Raw genomic sequence first — 16229 nt, 5'->3', positions numbered from 1 at the left:
TGAAATCGTTAAGATCATGAAAAAGCATTTACTACCCCTTTTATGCCTGTGCATGTTTATGAGCAGTTTGCCTGGTATTGCAGCTTCGGCAAAAATGATGCTGCCTGCCGATACGGTAGCTAAATTAAAGCCCGAGGTACGCCAGGTTGTTGAAACGGTAATAAAAGCTTCCGGCACTTTCAGTATCGAAGCGGTATCTGATCTTTACGCTCCTAATGCCGTAGTAGCTGATGAACAGCCTCCTTTTTCGTGGAACGGGCAACTGGCTGGTGTACAGTGGATAAATTCGGTACAAAAAGCGGTTAAGGATTTTAAGATCAGGGATTTTAAAGTCGATTTGCAGCGTATCAAAACTTTTCAGCAAACGGAGGAGATAGTTTACCTCGTAGCCCCCGTAGAATATACCGGGCTTGTGAACGGCGAGCATTTTGAAGAACAAGGGGCTTTTTCGTTCGTATTAAGGATAGTGAGCGGTAAATGGCTCATTAAAAGCCAGGCCTGGGTACCGCGCAACGGCATGTAAAACACCAGTCTGTATCATATGCTGGTCTACTTTTGCAATCTGAATTTAAAATTAAGATTGACAAACTCCCCTTTTAGAGATGGCCCCGGTTTTATTTATAACTTAGCTTTTATGAACGCTATCCTACATATATTAAATGGCGATGCCGCGTTAGATGGTTTTGATCAAACCGGTCTCGATGGCGATGTTATGGTTTGGCGCGAGGTGTTTTCTGAAGGCCCTTTACAGGAAAATATCCTTTCAGGAAGTTTCTGGACCGCGCGCCGCGATTGGATTGGGACAACATTCGATGCCCCGGCAGATGAATATCAGCATAAAGTGATAGATGAGCTTGGCAAACTAAACAGCCGGTATACCGAGATTAACCTGTGGTTTGAATTTGATTTGCATTGCCAGGTAAACCTGCTGGGCGTATTGGAAATGCTTTCGCTGAAAACCGATATGTCGGCCCCGGCCATTTATCTCATTTGCCTGGCCGATTGCGTTCAGTTTGATAATAAGAAAGGCCTGGGTGAATTAACCGGCGAACAATTTGAAGAATTGTATGATGCCCGCGAGCACCTGAACGAATGGGAGCTCGGGCTGGCCGCCGATGCATGGAGGCTATATGTTAATAATGACCTCGCCGGGTTAGAAAAATGGCTAAACGAAAATATCTTTTGGGGCGGCCTCCCGCTGCTTAAGCCCGCACTACAGGCACACCTTAAACGGATGCAAACCAATGCGGATGGGTTGAGCTATATCGAACAAAAACTACTGGATATTTATAATGGCGGCGCAAAAACCAAAACGGCCATTTACCACGCTTTTTGGAAAAATGAAGGTATTTTTGGCATGGGCGATAGTGAGATCGATATCTACCTCAATAAACTGAAGGACAAAGGGTTGATTGAGTTATAAGTTGTGTCATTTCGACTGAGCAGAGAGGGGTTGAACATTGAGGCGAAAGCGAGATCTTATACGCCCGGCTTAAACGCATTGCATACCCGCTTGTTTATAGTGCATAAGATCTCTCACCCGGTCCTCGTTTCGAAATGACAACGGGATATTAAAGCATTACGGAACCGTGACGGCTATCGTTGGCGACCTTTCACTCTCATTCTTCATCCTATCTAATGCTGTGACTACATAAAAATAAGTTTTACCCTTAATAACAGTATTATCATCATACCCCAGTGTGGGGTCATATTTGATTTTGAGAATGTTTTTAGGGTTGTCGATGTCTATCTTTTCACCATCGTTAAAGCGGTAGATCACATACCCATAAACCGGCTCTTCGTCTTTAGCTAAAGTTGGAGTAAGCCACCTTACTGCTACACTTTTACCTACGGCTTTGGCCGTAACCTGTTGAGGGGCGTTAGGCGGTATCGAATCGCGCCATAGCATTACCGGCGGCAGCGCAGGATATTGGTAATAATTGTCACGCAACGAGTCGGTAAAGCCAAGCGGGTTGCTGGTGAGTGAGTTGGAACTAAAGTAAACACTGCCCTGCACCCTTGGGTTGTTACGAATAAGTTCTATTTGCTGAGGTAGCTGAGCCGGGTTTCTGAAAGCCTGAACTTTGCGCTCATTGATGCGGTAAGCCGCCTGGCCTACATATAAATGCCTGCCATAAGTATTGTCGCCCCACCAGTCGAGCAGCTTTTGAAAATCGGCAGCACGGTTGCCTATCTGCCAGTAAAGCTGCGGATTGATATAATCTATCCAGCCTTCTTTTACCCATTTGCGAGTATCGGCATAATTTTCATAATACGAGGAACCGCCATTGGTTTCGGAACCTTCCTCATTTTGCGCTTTATTAGCCCAGATGCCAAAAGGGCTTACGCCGAATTTCATGTTAGGATCATGCGCGTGAACGCTGTCGGCAATCATATGTATCAGCAGGTCCACATTATGACGGCGCCAGTCTTTAATATTATCGTAACCCTCACCGTACTTTCTAAATGTTTCCTCGTCGTTTATTTTTTGACCTGCAATTGGATAGGGATAAAAATAATCGTCCATGTGTACGCCGTCTATGTCGTAATTATCTACAACATCCAGAATTACCTGTACAATATAATCGCGCACTTCGGGCAGGCCGGGGTTAAAAGTTTTAATGCCGCCGTAGGTAAAGAACCACTCAGGCTTTATTTTGGTAATATGTTGCGGGCTAAGCGCTGCAAAGTTGCCATCAAAAGTGGCGCGGTAAGGGTTAAACCAGGCGTGCAGTTCCATACCGCGTTTATGTGCTTCGGTGATGGCAAATTCAAGCGGGTCATAGTTGGGGCTTGGGGCCTGGCCCTGTTTACCGGTTAAATATTTCGACCAGGGCTCACGGCTTTTGGCATAAAATGCATCGGCAGCGGGCCGTACCTGCAGCATAACCGCATTGATCCCGGTTTCCTGGTGCGAGTTTAGTATATCTATAAGCTCTTGTTTCTGCTTTTCTGATGGAGCTTTGGAGTTGGTTGGCCAGTCGATGTTAACCACGGTGGCTATCCATACTCCCCTGAATTCGCGCTTAGGCTGCATTTTTACATCAACCGGTGCCGGTACAAGATCGGCCGGCTGCGCATTAACTGTTAAACTTGTAAACAGGATTATAATCAGGAGTATGAACCGTTGGTATATATGCATCAAATAGAATTAAATTGAAAGTTGCAAAGATATAAACTCATAACGTAGCAGGTTTATTATGAAGTATAAAAATTGAAGCCTTATTGTGTTTTAAACATTTTGTAGTTATTTTAGCTCAACGCCTAAAACAATTGATGTAATAATTTTTTAAAAAATCATATTTTTAGTGTTTTAACGTTCAATATGTTAACCATTAAGGATAAACGCATCTGTATGTACTTGCAGGAAAGCGCTTTACATCAATTAACAGTTGATATTTCGTTAAAAACTAAACACTATAGCTAAGCTTTTGTTATACCACTTGCTTAACTATGCTAAAACTTAACATTTAATTGCTATGGAAAACCAATCTGGGCAACAACAACCTAAGAAAAACTCAAACGTCATTTATTTTCTTATTGTAGTAGTGCTTGCTTTATTGGGTACCGATGTGTATCTGTACCTGCAAAAAAACAACTCCGATAAAAAAATAGTTTATCAGCATGATGAGCAAACAAGGCTGCAAACCGAGCTCGACAGTCTTGAATCGCAGGTTGAACAGGTCACTGCAGGCAAAGCCAAAATGACCGCGGCATTAACCGCAAAAAACGACTCGTTGAAGTCGACCATTAAAGTTCTGAGGGCTAAACTGGCTAAAGGTAAACTTACCGCACAAGAACTTGCCAAAGTACAGGAGGATGTAAAGCAACTCCGTTATTTTGTAACCAAGTATACTGCCGACATTGATGAGCTCAAAAAACAGAACACATCGCTCACCACCGAAAGGGATACTTTAAAAACCAATTTGGCAACGGTTGCCAAAAAGGTGGATACGCTATCCAAGCAAAATGAAGACCTTGGCGCTAAAGTGAAAGTAGCCCAGGCGCTTAAGCTGGCAACATCAGATGTGGTGGCCTATAAAATAAAAGGCAGCGGAAAAGAGGTTGATGTAACCCGTGCAAACCCAGCCAAAAAACTGAAGATCAACTTCACTGTGGCCAGCAATACTTTGGCTACAAAAGCTATGCATGATATTTATGTACGCGTCATTGATCCAACCGGAAACCTGATTACAGCACCTGATTCAGGAACTTTCAGCGCCGATGGCCAGGACCTGCAATACACCTACAAAACATCCATTGATTTTAAGGATGATGGCACACAATACACCATCGACTGGATAAATCCGGCCCTGCCATTCCAAAAAGGAACCTATACCATTATGCTATATGCTGATGGCGGCACCATGGGAAAAACAGGTATTACACTTAAATAATCATCGGCACTAATTTTTCGAATTAGGTCGAATTTCACGAATACACACAAAGAGGCCCGGTTTGCTGCTGCAATCCGGGCCTCTTTGTGTTTTGTCTGATGTTCAGACGAAACTGTTATTGCAAGATGGCGGAATTATGAATTGTTTTTAATTCGTGTAATTCGACTTAATTCGAAAAATTAGGGATCATTACATTTTCATCAGCGCCGGGCTTATCCTTAAATAAACTTCAAAGCCAACAGGTGCGCTACCGTAAAGCGGCTTTAACGCCGATGGTGAAACATTGAGCGTAGCCTGTACGCCGCCGGTAACATTGGTGTTTTTGAAGCTGCTTAAAATACGGTTTGCTCCCAGGGTTAAAGCATTGATATTAAAGTTGGGGTTAAGCGGGTAGGCATCGTGCATGTCCAGTTCTTCGGCGTCTTTTTGCACAAATTCATATCGGCCATAAACAGCGGTTTTATTGAGCTGTAAAGTATTCTCCAATAAAACAGACGGCTGCGTTTTATGATTGTCCGAATAATGGTTTTGTCCGTAAACCAGTGTAGTTGCTACATAACTGTTTTTGTTCAGCATTTTGGTATGGATGGCTGATGCAGTGAACCTGTTTACGTTTTGCCCCGGCTCGGCTTCTTCCGCGCTGTGGATCCATCCGTCTGATACTTGCAGCGCCCACTTTTTGGATGGATTATAGGATAAACGGGCCGAGTATGAGTCAAACCGCATTTTATCAAAATCATAGCGGTGCTCATCCGGCTCGCGGCCGGTAAATATGGACCCCTCCAGCTTTACATTTTTTAAGCGGAAGCCCAATGTTGCAACACCAAAGGTGATATGTGTAGCATCCTGGTAATGATGACCAAGCGGCGCATCGGGGTCATTGATGGCCGAAAGGCGGTGCATAAATACCGGCGGACCTAAAGCCGGCTCTCCCGGGTAACCGAACGAGAGATAGAGATCAGCATCCTTAGCCACGCGCTGGGTATAAGCTACACTCAACTCAGCAAAGAGATCATGCGGGTGCTGTTTGTCGACCAATTTTTGTCCTTTGTATGATTCGCCGGTTTGATACAGGAGGGGATAACCGCCGTTGCCCACCAAAAAGGGATCGAACGAGAACATGGTATTAATGGAGAACAGCCCATTATTGCCTACTTTTCGCTGGGTCATGAACATGAACCAGTTGGGTACATCAATCCTGTTACTGCCACCTCTCTTGCCCGAATTAAACAGGTCCTGGTTGTTATACCGCGCAAAAAAGCTACCATGTACCATGCTCATCCATTTTTTACCATGGATCATGTAGGCATACAGTGGAGTTTCATCAGGCACCCATGAGGTACCCGAACCGTCGCGGTTCATGGGGAGATCGCGCGAGAACTGGCTCGTCATCATCATCATATGGTGCATGGGCGTATCCTTTTTCATATTGCCCATATCCATACCATCCATAATCATGGGTTTGGTGCTGTTCATGCGCATATTCTTTTTTGTGGTATCACTCATCTTCATATCGTGATGGTGCTGGGCGGATGCGCCCATAGCAGCAAGGCTTATGGCAACGAACACAATATATGCTTTCATAGTAGTGTAGGGTTAAAGATTAAAAAAGTTGTACTCCAGCCTGATGAGGTACATGTTTTTAGTATTCCGTTGCATATCATTATAGATAGGCGTACGGTACGAGAAATCAAGCCGGCAGGTACTGTTAAAGATCAGTTGCAAAGCGGGTGCAACATCCAGATAACTTTCGCTATGCCCTGGGTTGATTTTGCCCAGCAGTTCACAATACAAGTTTAAATTTACCTGCTTGTAGTCGCGATAATTACGTGGCAAAAGCAAATAGCCGCCAGATAAGGTATAAGCCGCGGCATTACGTACTCTATTGGTTGAAATTTCATAGTTCCCGCTGTTATCAAAAGCCCGCAAATAGCTTGCCGAACCCGAAAGCGCCAGCTTATGCAGCAACTGGGTGAAAACCATCCCGCCTTGTGCTCCGCTGTTATCCCCTTCCAAAGTGATTTCACGGTTGACTACGGGGTTGTTGATGCTTGCCAGTTTAGCAAAAAATGCGCCCCTGAAATGCTTTTGAACGGTATCGATAGAAAGGAACCGGTACTTGGCGTACACGCTGCCACCTTCAAAGTGCTGGCTTGAATTATAATAATCAGACATGTAAACCGAGCCATGCACCATCAAATGTCGGCTAACACCATACATGGCTTCAATAGTACTGCGGTTTTTGTACGATGGCTTAAAGTATCCCTGGTTTTCCATGCGGATGCCCAATGAGCCGGTTGCCATGTTGCTGGCAGGTTCTGTATTTACATACAGTTCCTGCGCCAATACAGGGCGTGCCATTACCATAAGGCAAACAGCCAATAATATCCTCTTCATAAAAAATGATGTTAAATGAAGAATTTAGATGGCTAAATGATAAACGCGGCCGCTTGCAGGGGCTGTATCCGTAACCTGACCAAGGTATTTTTTTGATACCGATTTGGGTGCGAAACCATTGTCAACCACGGTAAAGCTCACGTCGCCGGTAAATGATTTATCGGCAGCGTTAAGCAGGCGGTAAGTATCGCCCCCGTAGTTAAATGTATTCTCGGCAACTTTGGTATTAGCAAAATTATAAGTGGCTTTTAAACTGTTAACCGAAAATCCCGAGCCCTGAACCTTTTTGCTGATCTGCTCGAAATTTACCGGAACGTCATTTTTAAAGGTAATGAGGTAAGTGTTACGGATCAGATCAGTTTTGATTTCGCCAATAAACGGCAGCGTGCGTAATGCTTTTTCGGTAGATTTGGCACATAGGGCGCAGGTAAGGCCGCTAACCTGGAGTTCGGCTTTGGTAAATTGGGCTTTAGCTGCTGTTACAGAAAGCGCAAATATGATGATGAATATTTTTAAAGTTTTCATGTTGATCGTGTAATTAATTGTTAGAGAATAAACTATTGATAAGGTTTACCGGGTTTAACAATTAACAGATCAAATGCGGAAGATACAGTTGCGGATAAATGTGGCGATGCCCTGAACCGATGGATCGGGAGGGCTGCGGTCATAAAATTTGTCGGAAGAAGAAGATGGCAAGGCCGGAAATAGGCTATCGAACGACCAGCTTGGCAGTTCAAAGCCAAACATCTTTGCTAAAAACGAAGTTGATTCGCCCTGGTGAGCGTCTTTTACTTTTACTTCAAGCTGTTTATCCTTGCAGCATTTCATTTTGCCGCCTTTTTGGTCCATTTTGCAGTTAACCGCCGGGGCATCAATTTTTACAGATGCTACGTAGTCGCCGCAAATATGGAAATTAAGAGCAAAGCCCAATACCGTAACTGTGTACAGTATAGTGAGTAATATCGCTCCTGATCTTTTTACCATACTGCAAAAGTAGGTGATTAACTTGTTGATTACAAAATGTTTTTATCAGTTGGGATAACACATTGTTTAACAAATGTGCGAATAGTGATTTTGGCATATACCAAAAAGCCCCGGCTTTGCGCCGGGGACTTCTTCTTTAAACTATTAACTGATCTTATTATTAATTCACTGTGTTACTGGGCAGCTTGTTTAGCCTGCTCCTTCATTTTTTCGTTTGCCACAATGGTGATCTCAACCCTGCGGTTTTGTGCGCGGCCATCGGCAGTGGTATTATCGGCAATTGGTTCGCTTTCGCCTTTACCGGTCACTGTCATACGTGATGAAGCTACATTACCCGCAACTAAATATGATTTTACAGCATCCGCCCTCTTTACTGAAAGTGTTTGATTATAACTGTCAGATCCGGTATTATCGGTATGGCCGATGATGGTAATGTTAGTTTCAGGGTTTTTCTGTAATGAGGCAGCCAGGTTTTGCAGGTTAGTTTCCGCAGCGGGTTTCAAATCTGATTTATTGGTGTCAAATAAAATACCTGAATCAAATTTAACCAAAATGCCTTCACCTTCGCGGGTTACTGTGGCGCCAGGCACTGTTTGTTTAATCTCGGCAGCTTGCCTGTCCATGTTACGGCCGATAAAAGCACCTGCGGTACCACCTACAGCACCACCTATAATAGCACCTAAAGCGGTATTACCGGCAGCTTTACCAATAAAAGCACCTACTGTACCACCGGCACCCGCACCAATAGCAGCACCTTTTTGTGTTTTTGTAAGTGAATTACATCCTGAGCCTAATATGCCTGCTGTAGCTAATGCTATACCAAGGGTGGCTACTTTTAATTTAAGCGTTCTCATCGTACTTGTATATTATGTTATACCGTACTTTTTACAAAGCAGATGCCAAAAAAAGCGGATGGCAGTATTATGCGCCGCTTCTATCAAAAGAACATCTCCCATCAATCATAGCAACATTTTTTTAATGATAAGTAAAGTTAATTTCAATGAAGTAAAGAATACGGGATTATTGATTTTTGCAACACTGCCCGATTTTTAGTACAAAGCAGCAGTAAAATTTTTGCTACAGTACAATTTGGCATGCCTTTTTGCAGTTTTAGGAAATTACTATCAGTGTAGCCGGGAAAATAAGTTTAAAGGTACTTCCTTTATCTTTTTCAGAAATTACATTGATTTCAATATCATGAAAGGCCGCTATTGATTTTACAATAGGCAGGCCCAATCCAAAGCTGTCTTGTTGTAATGACTGTCTGAATTTTTTAAAGCGGTTAAAGATCAGCGGGATGGCGTCTTCATCTATACCGATGCCGGTATCAGCTATACTGATCATATACTTATCATTTACAGCAATGCCTGTTACCTTAATGCTGCCGCCCTCATGATTGTATTTAATGGCATTGTTGATAAGATTAAAGAACAGGTTAAAGAGTAAAAATTTATTGATGTTGACAAAATGCCAGTTCTCTGGCATCAACATTTCATAGCTGATGTTTTTATCCTGCAGGCGAATGGAGATCTCGTCATAAACCTCTTGCAACAGTTCGGATACCGATACCTTGTCTTCTTTTAAAAACTGTTCGTTCTCTATCTGGGAAATGAGCAGCAGCGTTTTCGTAATGCTCTTCAACCGGTTCAGGATCTTTTGCATTTCCAATAACCTGCCTTTAAGCTCATCGTTGATATCCTCCTCCTCAAACATATTCTCGATTTTTGACTGAAGGATAGAGATAGGTGTCATAAGCTCATGCGATGCGTTGGAAATAAACTCCCGCTCTTTATGAAACTTATCGGCAATGGTTTCGATCATGTTATGGATACTGATATCCAGATGCTGAAAATCTGATGTGGTAGTACGTACCTGCCGGTAGGTATGAAAATTAGGGAATTTTTGCCCTACAAGCTTGGTTTTAATAATAAGCCGTAAAGGCTTAAGTACATAGGTTGAATATACCTGGTCGGCCAGTACGGTCAGCAAAATCATTCCCAGCAATACCTGGAAAGCTATATTTTGCAGGGGAACGCTGGTTTCATCCAAAGTATCCACACTTTTGCCAATTTCCAGCAGGTAATTTTTGTTCTTAACCTTAAAAGTGTGACTTAATATGCGATACTCTAAAGTATCCCCTTCACTAAAAAGCCGCTTGCCTCTTTTTATAGTATCCAGGAAATAATCGGGATCAACTTCGTCCAGGCTGATATATTCTTCCTTAAGCGGGAGGTAGCTGCCGTAGCCTTCGCCGTTTTCGATGTAGGTTTCAATGCCCTTGCTTTTTACAATTTGCAGCAGCTTGTTTTTTTGTTTGATAAGCTTGCTGTCGACATAATTACGGCTGATATTTTTGATCAATACAGGAACAAGCAATACAAATAGTATCACGATAACCAGCTTGGAGATGGCGTTAAAAAGGGTAAGTTTTGTTCCTAATTTCAAATACTCAGGCGTTGATCTTTATTTTATAACCCAAACCACGTACCGTTTCCAGCCAGTCGGGCGGGGCATAGGCATTTAATTTTTTACGGATATTTTTAATATGCGCGTCAATATAATTGCTGTCATAATCATTATTTACCACGCTGCCCCAGATATGCTCGCTCAGCTGCATGCGGGTAAGCGTACGGTTTTTATGTAATATCAGATAGGCTATGAGGTCAAATTCTTTTTTGGTAATGGTATTAACAACGCTATTATAATAGGATATAGTACGTGCGGTAAGGTCGATCAGGAAACCACCCAGTTCAACAATGTTATTTTTAACCCCGAACTTACGCCTGATGATGGCCTGCATACGGCTTTGCAGCTCAAGCAACGAAAAAGGCTTAGGCAGATAATCGTCGGCGCCAAGGTCGAGGCCTTTGATCCGGTCGTTGATCTCTGCACGGGCGGTGAGTATAATACATGCCGCCTCCGAATTAGTCTTTTTTGATTCCCTGAGCAGATCAAGGCCGTCATAATCGGGCAGGCCCAGGTCTATCAATATAAAATCATACAGGTTTGTGGCAATTTTTTCGGATGCCGAAGTGCCGTCAAAACAAACCTCGCAGATATAGTTATAGTTTGAAAGAAAAATTTCAAGTTCGTGGGCAAGTGCTGTTTCGTCTTCTATTATTAAAACATTCATGTATTATGATTAATAAAAAACGTAGTAAAAAGTTAAATTATAAAATGACTCGCGCCGGTTAAGCAATACTCCTTCTACGTTAACTGGGATAGAATATTTGTACGAAAATTCAAACGTATAATGTGGCCGGTTATAAGCCACCGGGATTTTGAAGCTGTAATTAAGCATGTTGAACCGGCGGTTACGGCTCGCATAACGCGGGTCATATTGTATAGAAATATTGGCGGCCTCGTCCCTGAAATGATGATCAAGTGAATAGCGCTGAACAAAATTCTGCGTGCCCAGGATAAAATTAAAGGAAGGGTTAAAGGAAAGAAAATCCTGGTCGTCAAAAATGCTCCAGCTGCTTTCCCAGTATTTTGAATTGCTTATCGTTAAAAAAATGTCGTTCGATTTGCCGAAAAGATAATCAAGCACAGCACTTGTTTTCAGGTAATGCCAATCGTATGAATTTTTAAAATTGATATCATTTGAGGAGGCCGACTTGATAACCTGTGCTGCATCCCTGGCAAAAAAGAACCGCGTATAACTTACTGAGCCGGAAAAGGCTTTCGAAAATTTGTAAAAATACCCTCCGCCCAAATCAACCTCATCAACAGGGGCATACCCCAAAACTTTAAAGGCCGAGCCATATAAAAAGATACCCGACTTGGTATTATAAATCAGATCGGCAGTAACAAAAGGATATTTTACCGGGCCGGTACGACCAAAAAACAGCACGTCGCTGCCATAACTTACCCCGGCCGAAATTGACCGCTTACGAATAATGGTATCAGAATCGGCTACTAAGGGGTGCTTACCGGCAAAAAGGCGCAAATCAGTATCCGCACCAAATACGGTACCGCTTGCAGCCATAAAAAAAAGTAAGCAAAGGTATTTCATCAATATGGTAAATTGTTTAACCGGTTTAACTGCCATTTCTCCTCGGTATTTCGGGCGGGCGCTCCATGCCTTCGGGGCGGCGCTGCCTTTTGGGTTTGGGCTTAGGCGGTACGGCATCGTCGTCAACAGTAGCCGGCTTAGCCTGCCGCTTTGCTTTGGCTATTTCTTTGATTTTTTTCTTTTCATCCTCCAGTTGCTTTTTGGTTTTGGTAGTAGTATCAGCCGCTAATAAAGTATACGACAACGCACCCGGTTTTTTGTTACCGGCATGAGCAAGCGCATCAATGTTTTTTGTAAGGGCATTGGCAAATGATATACGTGTTGCAAATATCAATAACAGGACAATATACGCAAACCACTTTATCATTGAGGAGAAGAAAAGGTAAAAATAAGGCTCAAATAAAGGACAATTTAAATGTTTACACCAAAATGAGAAAGGTACAACAAATAACAATTCATTTGCAGGAGCACTTGTAAAAATGCCGATGCAAATGAATTATCCGAATCACAATTATGATGAAAGGTTTATGAGTGTACTTTAATGTTTGAAAGTCAGAGAGCGATGTCTTTTGACGGATAAACCCGGTTTTGATCATCAATAATAACGCAGGCCACCTGGTTAAGCTGATTGATCATGTATAGGCCGGCGTTAACACCTATGGTGAGTATTGGTGTGGCCAAAGCGTCGGCAAATTCGGCGGTAGGGCTAAGGATGCTTACGCTTGTAATACCGCTAACCGGAAACCCTTTTTTAGGGTTAAATACGTTGGTGAATTTTTTATTGCTGATACTTGCATATTTTTCGGCATTAACCGATGTTGCAAAAGCAAGATTACTGATCTCCAAATCAGCAAAGGGTTGGTTTAGCTGGCTAATGTCGGCATCGGCAACAGTCCAGGGCTGCAGGTTTGGCTGTAAGCCCCATGCAAGCAGGTCACCACCAAAATTGATCACGCCGCTGCTTACACCGTTCATTTGCAATACATATTTGGCCCTGTCGGCGGCGTAACCTTTGCCGTTTGCGCCAAAACCTATGCGCATCCCTTTTTCTTTTAGAAAAACAGTTTGTTTTACAGCATCAAGCACTATGTTTTTATAGCTGGCCAGTGGAAGCGTACGTTTGGCGGTTTTTACCAAATTGTTTTCGGCTGTGGCTTCGTTAAACGCGTTATCAGCCAGGTAGGTAATATCAAAAGCGCCGTAAGTAAGTTCTGATATTTGCAGTGCCCTGTTAATGAGCCTGAATGTTTCACCATCGGCTTTAACCGGGGCAACACCGGCATTACGGTTTATGTGGTTGATGCTGCTGTCATCGCTAAAAGCCGAAAGCAATTTTTCAACCCTGTTAATTTCATCAATGGCAATGTCAATTTGCTCATCGGCCAGCAGGGGGTTATTGCCCACTACACTAATCTCAAATTTATCGCCCATTAAACGTATGTTGCGTTTGTAGACTGTTAAATTATCGGTTAAAGTTTTTATAGCCAGCATAATAATAATAATAATCTTTTAAGTATCTAAAAATGAACACACAATGCACCGTAAATTACCTTACGCGAGTTTGATCAATTACGCTACATCACTCCTTTACAAAAACTAAAGTAGCGGCGCTTTATGAAATTGAGATGAAAAAGGCTTTTTAATTAATATAATTAACTGATTTTGACATTTTTTAACACTTAAATGATAAAAAGAGTTAAAGCGGACAGAAGCGCTAACTGAAGAGGGCAGTGTTGAAGCAACATCGAAATAAAATATCTTTTTTCCTCTGCTTTTATAAATCTTCAGCAGGATATGGTGTTGAAGATCCTGAAAGTAATATAGTCCATATAAAACCTGATTATGTCCATTTATCAGCTTGTTTTATTATCGAAAATTACGGACCAATTATCAATCAAAGAAAAGTTTATGAGAAAGAATCAAATCCTTTCAGCGATAGCTGTGACACTGGCTTGCGCTGTTTTGTCCTGTCGTAAAAATGCTGTCCCTCCTGCACAGCAACGCGTGAATCAGCCAGTTATAAATTCCGTTCAAAGCGGGGGAAGCATAACTGTAGGAATAGGAAGCCCCCTCCAGAAGATTGACCTTATAGGGGCGGGCTGCTATTTTTATAGTGGGCACCTGGTAAACGGGATAACTAATTTTTACTGATGCAAGCAACTGGCTTTGGCATGACCTTAATGTAAATGTTTTTAAAATTGTACTTAGAGCTGATGGAGTGGAGGATGTGAATGATAACACAGACCCGAATAACACAGATTTTTCTAAATTTAATTTTACCGGCAATTCTAACCTGGTTGACCAGATAACAGCGTTAAAAAAAGCGCAGCTTACAAATCCGGCTATTAAAGTTTGGGCTATTGTATTATCTCCGCCTAAATATTTGAAAACTAACAATAGCGTTAATAATGGAGGAACGCTTAATGCCAGTGTAACCAATGCTTATAGCGAGTTCGGCGAATTTTTGTACGCTCATATTAAAAATCTAAAAGACAATGGAATAACTGTTAATTATTTGAGCTTAATGAATGAGCCTGATTATCCGTCTTCGGGTATAGCATATGAATCGGCGGAGTTTACCACAGCGCAAGCCCAAAGTGTATATACAAGCACTGCCGGATGGCTTAAAACTAAATTACAGTCATTGAGTATCTCTGTACCTGTTTTTGCATCTCCGGATTGTATTGATGTAACCCATACCGGATCATATGTTTCGGGGCTTAATGCCTCGGGGAACGTAAGTCTTTTCACCACTCATCAATATTTAAATAGTTCGGCTGCTAACTTTTCAGCGGCCTCTTCATCAGCGGGTGCCAAGGGCCTGTATATGACTGAGTGGCACGCTGGCTTTGGTATGGGAACTACACCGGATGAATTAACGGCTGCCCTCGACCTTGTTAATAAATTTCAAGATGCCTTTAGGGGCGGAGCGAAAGGCTGGCTGTATTTTGAATGGGGTAATCCTGAAACTAATTTTGGCGGGCTGCTGTATACTCCCTGGGGAGCACCGGCGGTACGAAAGAAAAATTACTATGTTTTTCAACAATATACGGCTAACCTGCTTAACGAAAATTATATTCCTACAACCTTAACTGGCATAACGAACTTTGGAGCGGATAATGTAAGCGCTTTTACAACCTCAAACAAAGCCGATATTAATGTAGTTAACTGGAATGCCGATCCCCAAAACAGGGTTAGACTGTACTTTGGCGGCAATATAAGTACAATAAGGATTTACAGGACCAGTGCAACGGAAAATAACGTGTTGATTTGGAGCCAGGATAATGTGAATCAAAATTATTACGATGTTGATTATGCCGGAAAATCTTTCACTACAGTAAGGGTGACATGGTAATCGGGTCATGAATTTTCCCTTTTCACGTTCAATGGTCCGTTTTTTGGTAATTCAATTTAAGGTTTTCATAAAACAAACGCCTATAGCCCGGTAAAAACCAGGCTGTAGGCGTTTCAATAATTTGAGTAAAATTTATTCCAGCGTTATTTGCCTCCTGATACTTTCTTCAAGCGAAATGAAGGTTTCGGTACGTTGAATGCCTCTTACACCCTGGATCTGCTCGTTCAAAACTTCACGCAGGTGAGTGGTATCATGACATACAATTTTAGCAAAAATGCTCCATTCGCCGGTAGTGTAATGCAACTCGACAATTTCTTTAATTGTTTTTAATTGCTTTACAGCTTCATTATACTGTGATCCTTTTTCGAGGTAAATACCCAGGAATGCAGTGATGTCATATCCTAACTTTTGCGGATCTACCTCAAGGCTGGCCCCTTTTATTACACCCATCTCCTCTAACTTTTTCATCCGCACGTGTATGGTTCCGCCAGAAACAATCAACTCTTTAGCTATCTCGGTGTATGGAGTGGTAGCATTTTTCATTAATATTGATAAAATCTGGATGTCAAGATTATCAATTTCTAAATTTTGAGCTTTTCTGTGGGACATAAATTTGAATATCTATATTGAAATACAAGTTTAATTAAAATTCGATTAAAAATAAAATATTTTTGTTGAAATATTTGCAAGAAATAGATAGTCCTATTAAATTTGTATCAAGCAAAAGGGAAATGCTTAATGTTCTTTAAAGTAAAAACAATGTTGGGTGGTGAAATTTTTGGCAGACACACCTCCTTGTCCCGGTGGCGGAGATCATGGAAAACCCGAAGCGGGCTAACCACTCTGTGAAGGTTCGAATCCTTCCCCAACAGCAAGTTTAAGTACAAAGTCAGAAGTCTTAAGTCAAAAGACTTAGAACTTCAGACTAACGACTTAAGACTTACAACACTGTAGGATGGTGAAATTTTTGGCAGACACACCTCCTTGTCGCGGTGGCGGAGAAATTGGGAAACTTTTAGCAATAAAAATAACCACTCCGTGAAGGTTCGACTCCTTCTCCTACAGCTCTTCTCATAATTTA

16 protein-coding genes and 1 tRNA gene are annotated in these 16229 nt (G+C 42.1%); 5 read left to right on the top strand and 12 right to left on the bottom strand.

The window, feature by feature from the left end:
* Positions 1-16 precede the first annotated feature (16 nt).
* Together ABID99_RS24665 and ABID99_RS24660 are read left to right on the top strand one after the other, a co-directional pair.
* The gene (locus ABID99_RS24665) at positions 17-523 is read left to right on the top strand and encodes a hypothetical protein (protein ID WP_373615423.1); all 507 of its coding nucleotides are present in this window, start codon (positions 17-19) and stop codon (positions 521-523) included.
* A gap of 111 nt (positions 524-634) precedes the next feature.
* Positions 635-1423 (top strand): hypothetical protein, encoded by a 789-nt coding sequence (locus ABID99_RS24660; RefSeq protein WP_373615422.1) that lies wholly within the window; start codon positions 635-637, stop codon positions 1421-1423.
* 156 nt (positions 1424-1579) lie between these two features.
* Here ABID99_RS24660 and ABID99_RS24655 read toward each other — a convergent pair whose 3' ends face one another.
* The gene (locus ABID99_RS24655; protein ID WP_373615421.1) at positions 1580-3142 is read right to left on the bottom strand and encodes a glycoside hydrolase family 10 protein; all 1563 of its coding nucleotides are present in this window, start codon (positions 3140-3142) and stop codon (positions 1580-1582) included.
* Positions 3143-3479: 337 nt separating this feature from the next.
* Between ABID99_RS24655 and ABID99_RS24650 the strand changes: the two genes are divergently transcribed.
* Positions 3480-4397, top strand: a complete 918-nt coding sequence (locus ABID99_RS24650) for a hypothetical protein (protein ID WP_373615419.1) — start codon at positions 3480-3482, stop codon at positions 4395-4397.
* Positions 4398-4586: 189 nt separating this feature from the next.
* Here ABID99_RS24650 and ABID99_RS24645 read toward each other — a convergent pair whose 3' ends face one another.
* From ABID99_RS24645 to ABID99_RS24600, 10 genes are all read right to left on the bottom strand, one after another.
* A complete protein-coding gene (locus ABID99_RS24645) occupies positions 4587-5981 on the bottom strand; it encodes a hypothetical protein (protein WP_373615418.1) in 1395 nt (464 codons plus the stop codon).
* A 12-nt stretch (positions 5982-5993) separates the two neighbouring features.
* On the bottom strand, positions 5994-6794 hold the full coding sequence (locus ABID99_RS24640) for a hypothetical protein (protein ID WP_373615417.1): 801 nt from the start codon (positions 6792-6794) through the stop codon (positions 5994-5996).
* Between the two features lie 24 nt (positions 6795-6818).
* Positions 6819-7319 (bottom strand): heavy-metal-associated domain-containing protein, encoded by a 501-nt coding sequence (locus ABID99_RS24635; RefSeq protein WP_090532159.1) that lies wholly within the window; start codon positions 7317-7319, stop codon positions 6819-6821.
* Between the two features lie 69 nt (positions 7320-7388).
* Entirely contained in the window at positions 7389-7778 is a 390-nt protein-coding gene (locus ABID99_RS24630; RefSeq protein ID WP_373615416.1) for a hypothetical protein, read from the bottom strand.
* 173 nt (positions 7779-7951) lie between these two features.
* On the bottom strand, positions 7952-8632 hold the full coding sequence (locus ABID99_RS24625; protein WP_112656120.1) for an OmpA family protein: 681 nt from the start codon (positions 8630-8632) through the stop codon (positions 7952-7954).
* A gap of 256 nt (positions 8633-8888) precedes the next feature.
* Entirely contained in the window at positions 8889-10223 is a 1335-nt protein-coding gene (locus ABID99_RS24620; protein ID WP_354484656.1) for a HAMP domain-containing sensor histidine kinase, read from the bottom strand.
* A gap of 4 nt (positions 10224-10227) precedes the next feature.
* On the bottom strand, positions 10228-10911 hold the full coding sequence (locus ABID99_RS24615; protein WP_090532151.1) for a response regulator transcription factor: 684 nt from the start codon (positions 10909-10911) through the stop codon (positions 10228-10230).
* Positions 10912-10920: 9 nt separating this feature from the next.
* Positions 10921-11829: a hypothetical protein gene (locus ABID99_RS24610; protein WP_139160022.1), complete on the bottom strand. Its 909-nt coding sequence runs from the start codon at positions 11827-11829 to the stop codon at positions 10921-10923.
* Positions 11819-12160, bottom strand: coding sequence for a hypothetical protein (locus ABID99_RS24605; protein WP_090532147.1), 342 nt, complete (start codon positions 12158-12160; stop codon positions 11819-11821). The genes ABID99_RS24610 and ABID99_RS24605 overlap by 11 nt, the downstream gene beginning before the upstream one ends.
* A 185-nt stretch (positions 12161-12345) precedes the next feature.
* Positions 12346-13284: an FAD:protein FMN transferase gene (locus tag ABID99_RS24600; RefSeq protein ID WP_373615415.1), complete on the bottom strand. Its 939-nt coding sequence runs from the start codon at positions 13282-13284 to the stop codon at positions 12346-12348.
* A gap of 736 nt (positions 13285-14020) precedes the next feature.
* Between ABID99_RS24600 and ABID99_RS24595 the strand changes: the two genes are divergently transcribed.
* Positions 14021-15148, top strand: a complete 1128-nt coding sequence (locus ABID99_RS24595; RefSeq protein ID WP_373615414.1) for a glycoside hydrolase — start codon at positions 14021-14023, stop codon at positions 15146-15148.
* A 132-nt stretch (positions 15149-15280) separates the two neighbouring features.
* Here the strand turns inward: ABID99_RS24595 and ABID99_RS24590 are convergent, their stop codons facing one another.
* Positions 15281-15757, bottom strand: coding sequence for an Lrp/AsnC ligand binding domain-containing protein (locus ABID99_RS24590; RefSeq protein ID WP_090532141.1), 477 nt, complete (start codon positions 15755-15757; stop codon positions 15281-15283).
* Between the two features lie 151 nt (positions 15758-15908).
* On the opposite strand from ABID99_RS24590, the gene ABID99_RS24585 reads away from it, so the two are divergent.
* Positions 15909-16020, top strand: a tRNA-Asp gene (locus ABID99_RS24585).
* The last annotated feature ends 209 nt before the right edge of the window (positions 16021-16229 follow it).

The organism is Mucilaginibacter sp. OAE612 (genome assembly GCF_041806395.1).
GTDB lineage: Bacteria > Bacteroidota > Bacteroidia > Sphingobacteriales > Sphingobacteriaceae > Mucilaginibacter > Mucilaginibacter rubeus.
The sequence above is the reverse complement of the archived record's forward strand: the minus strand, read 5'-3'. Positions and strand labels throughout refer to the sequence as shown.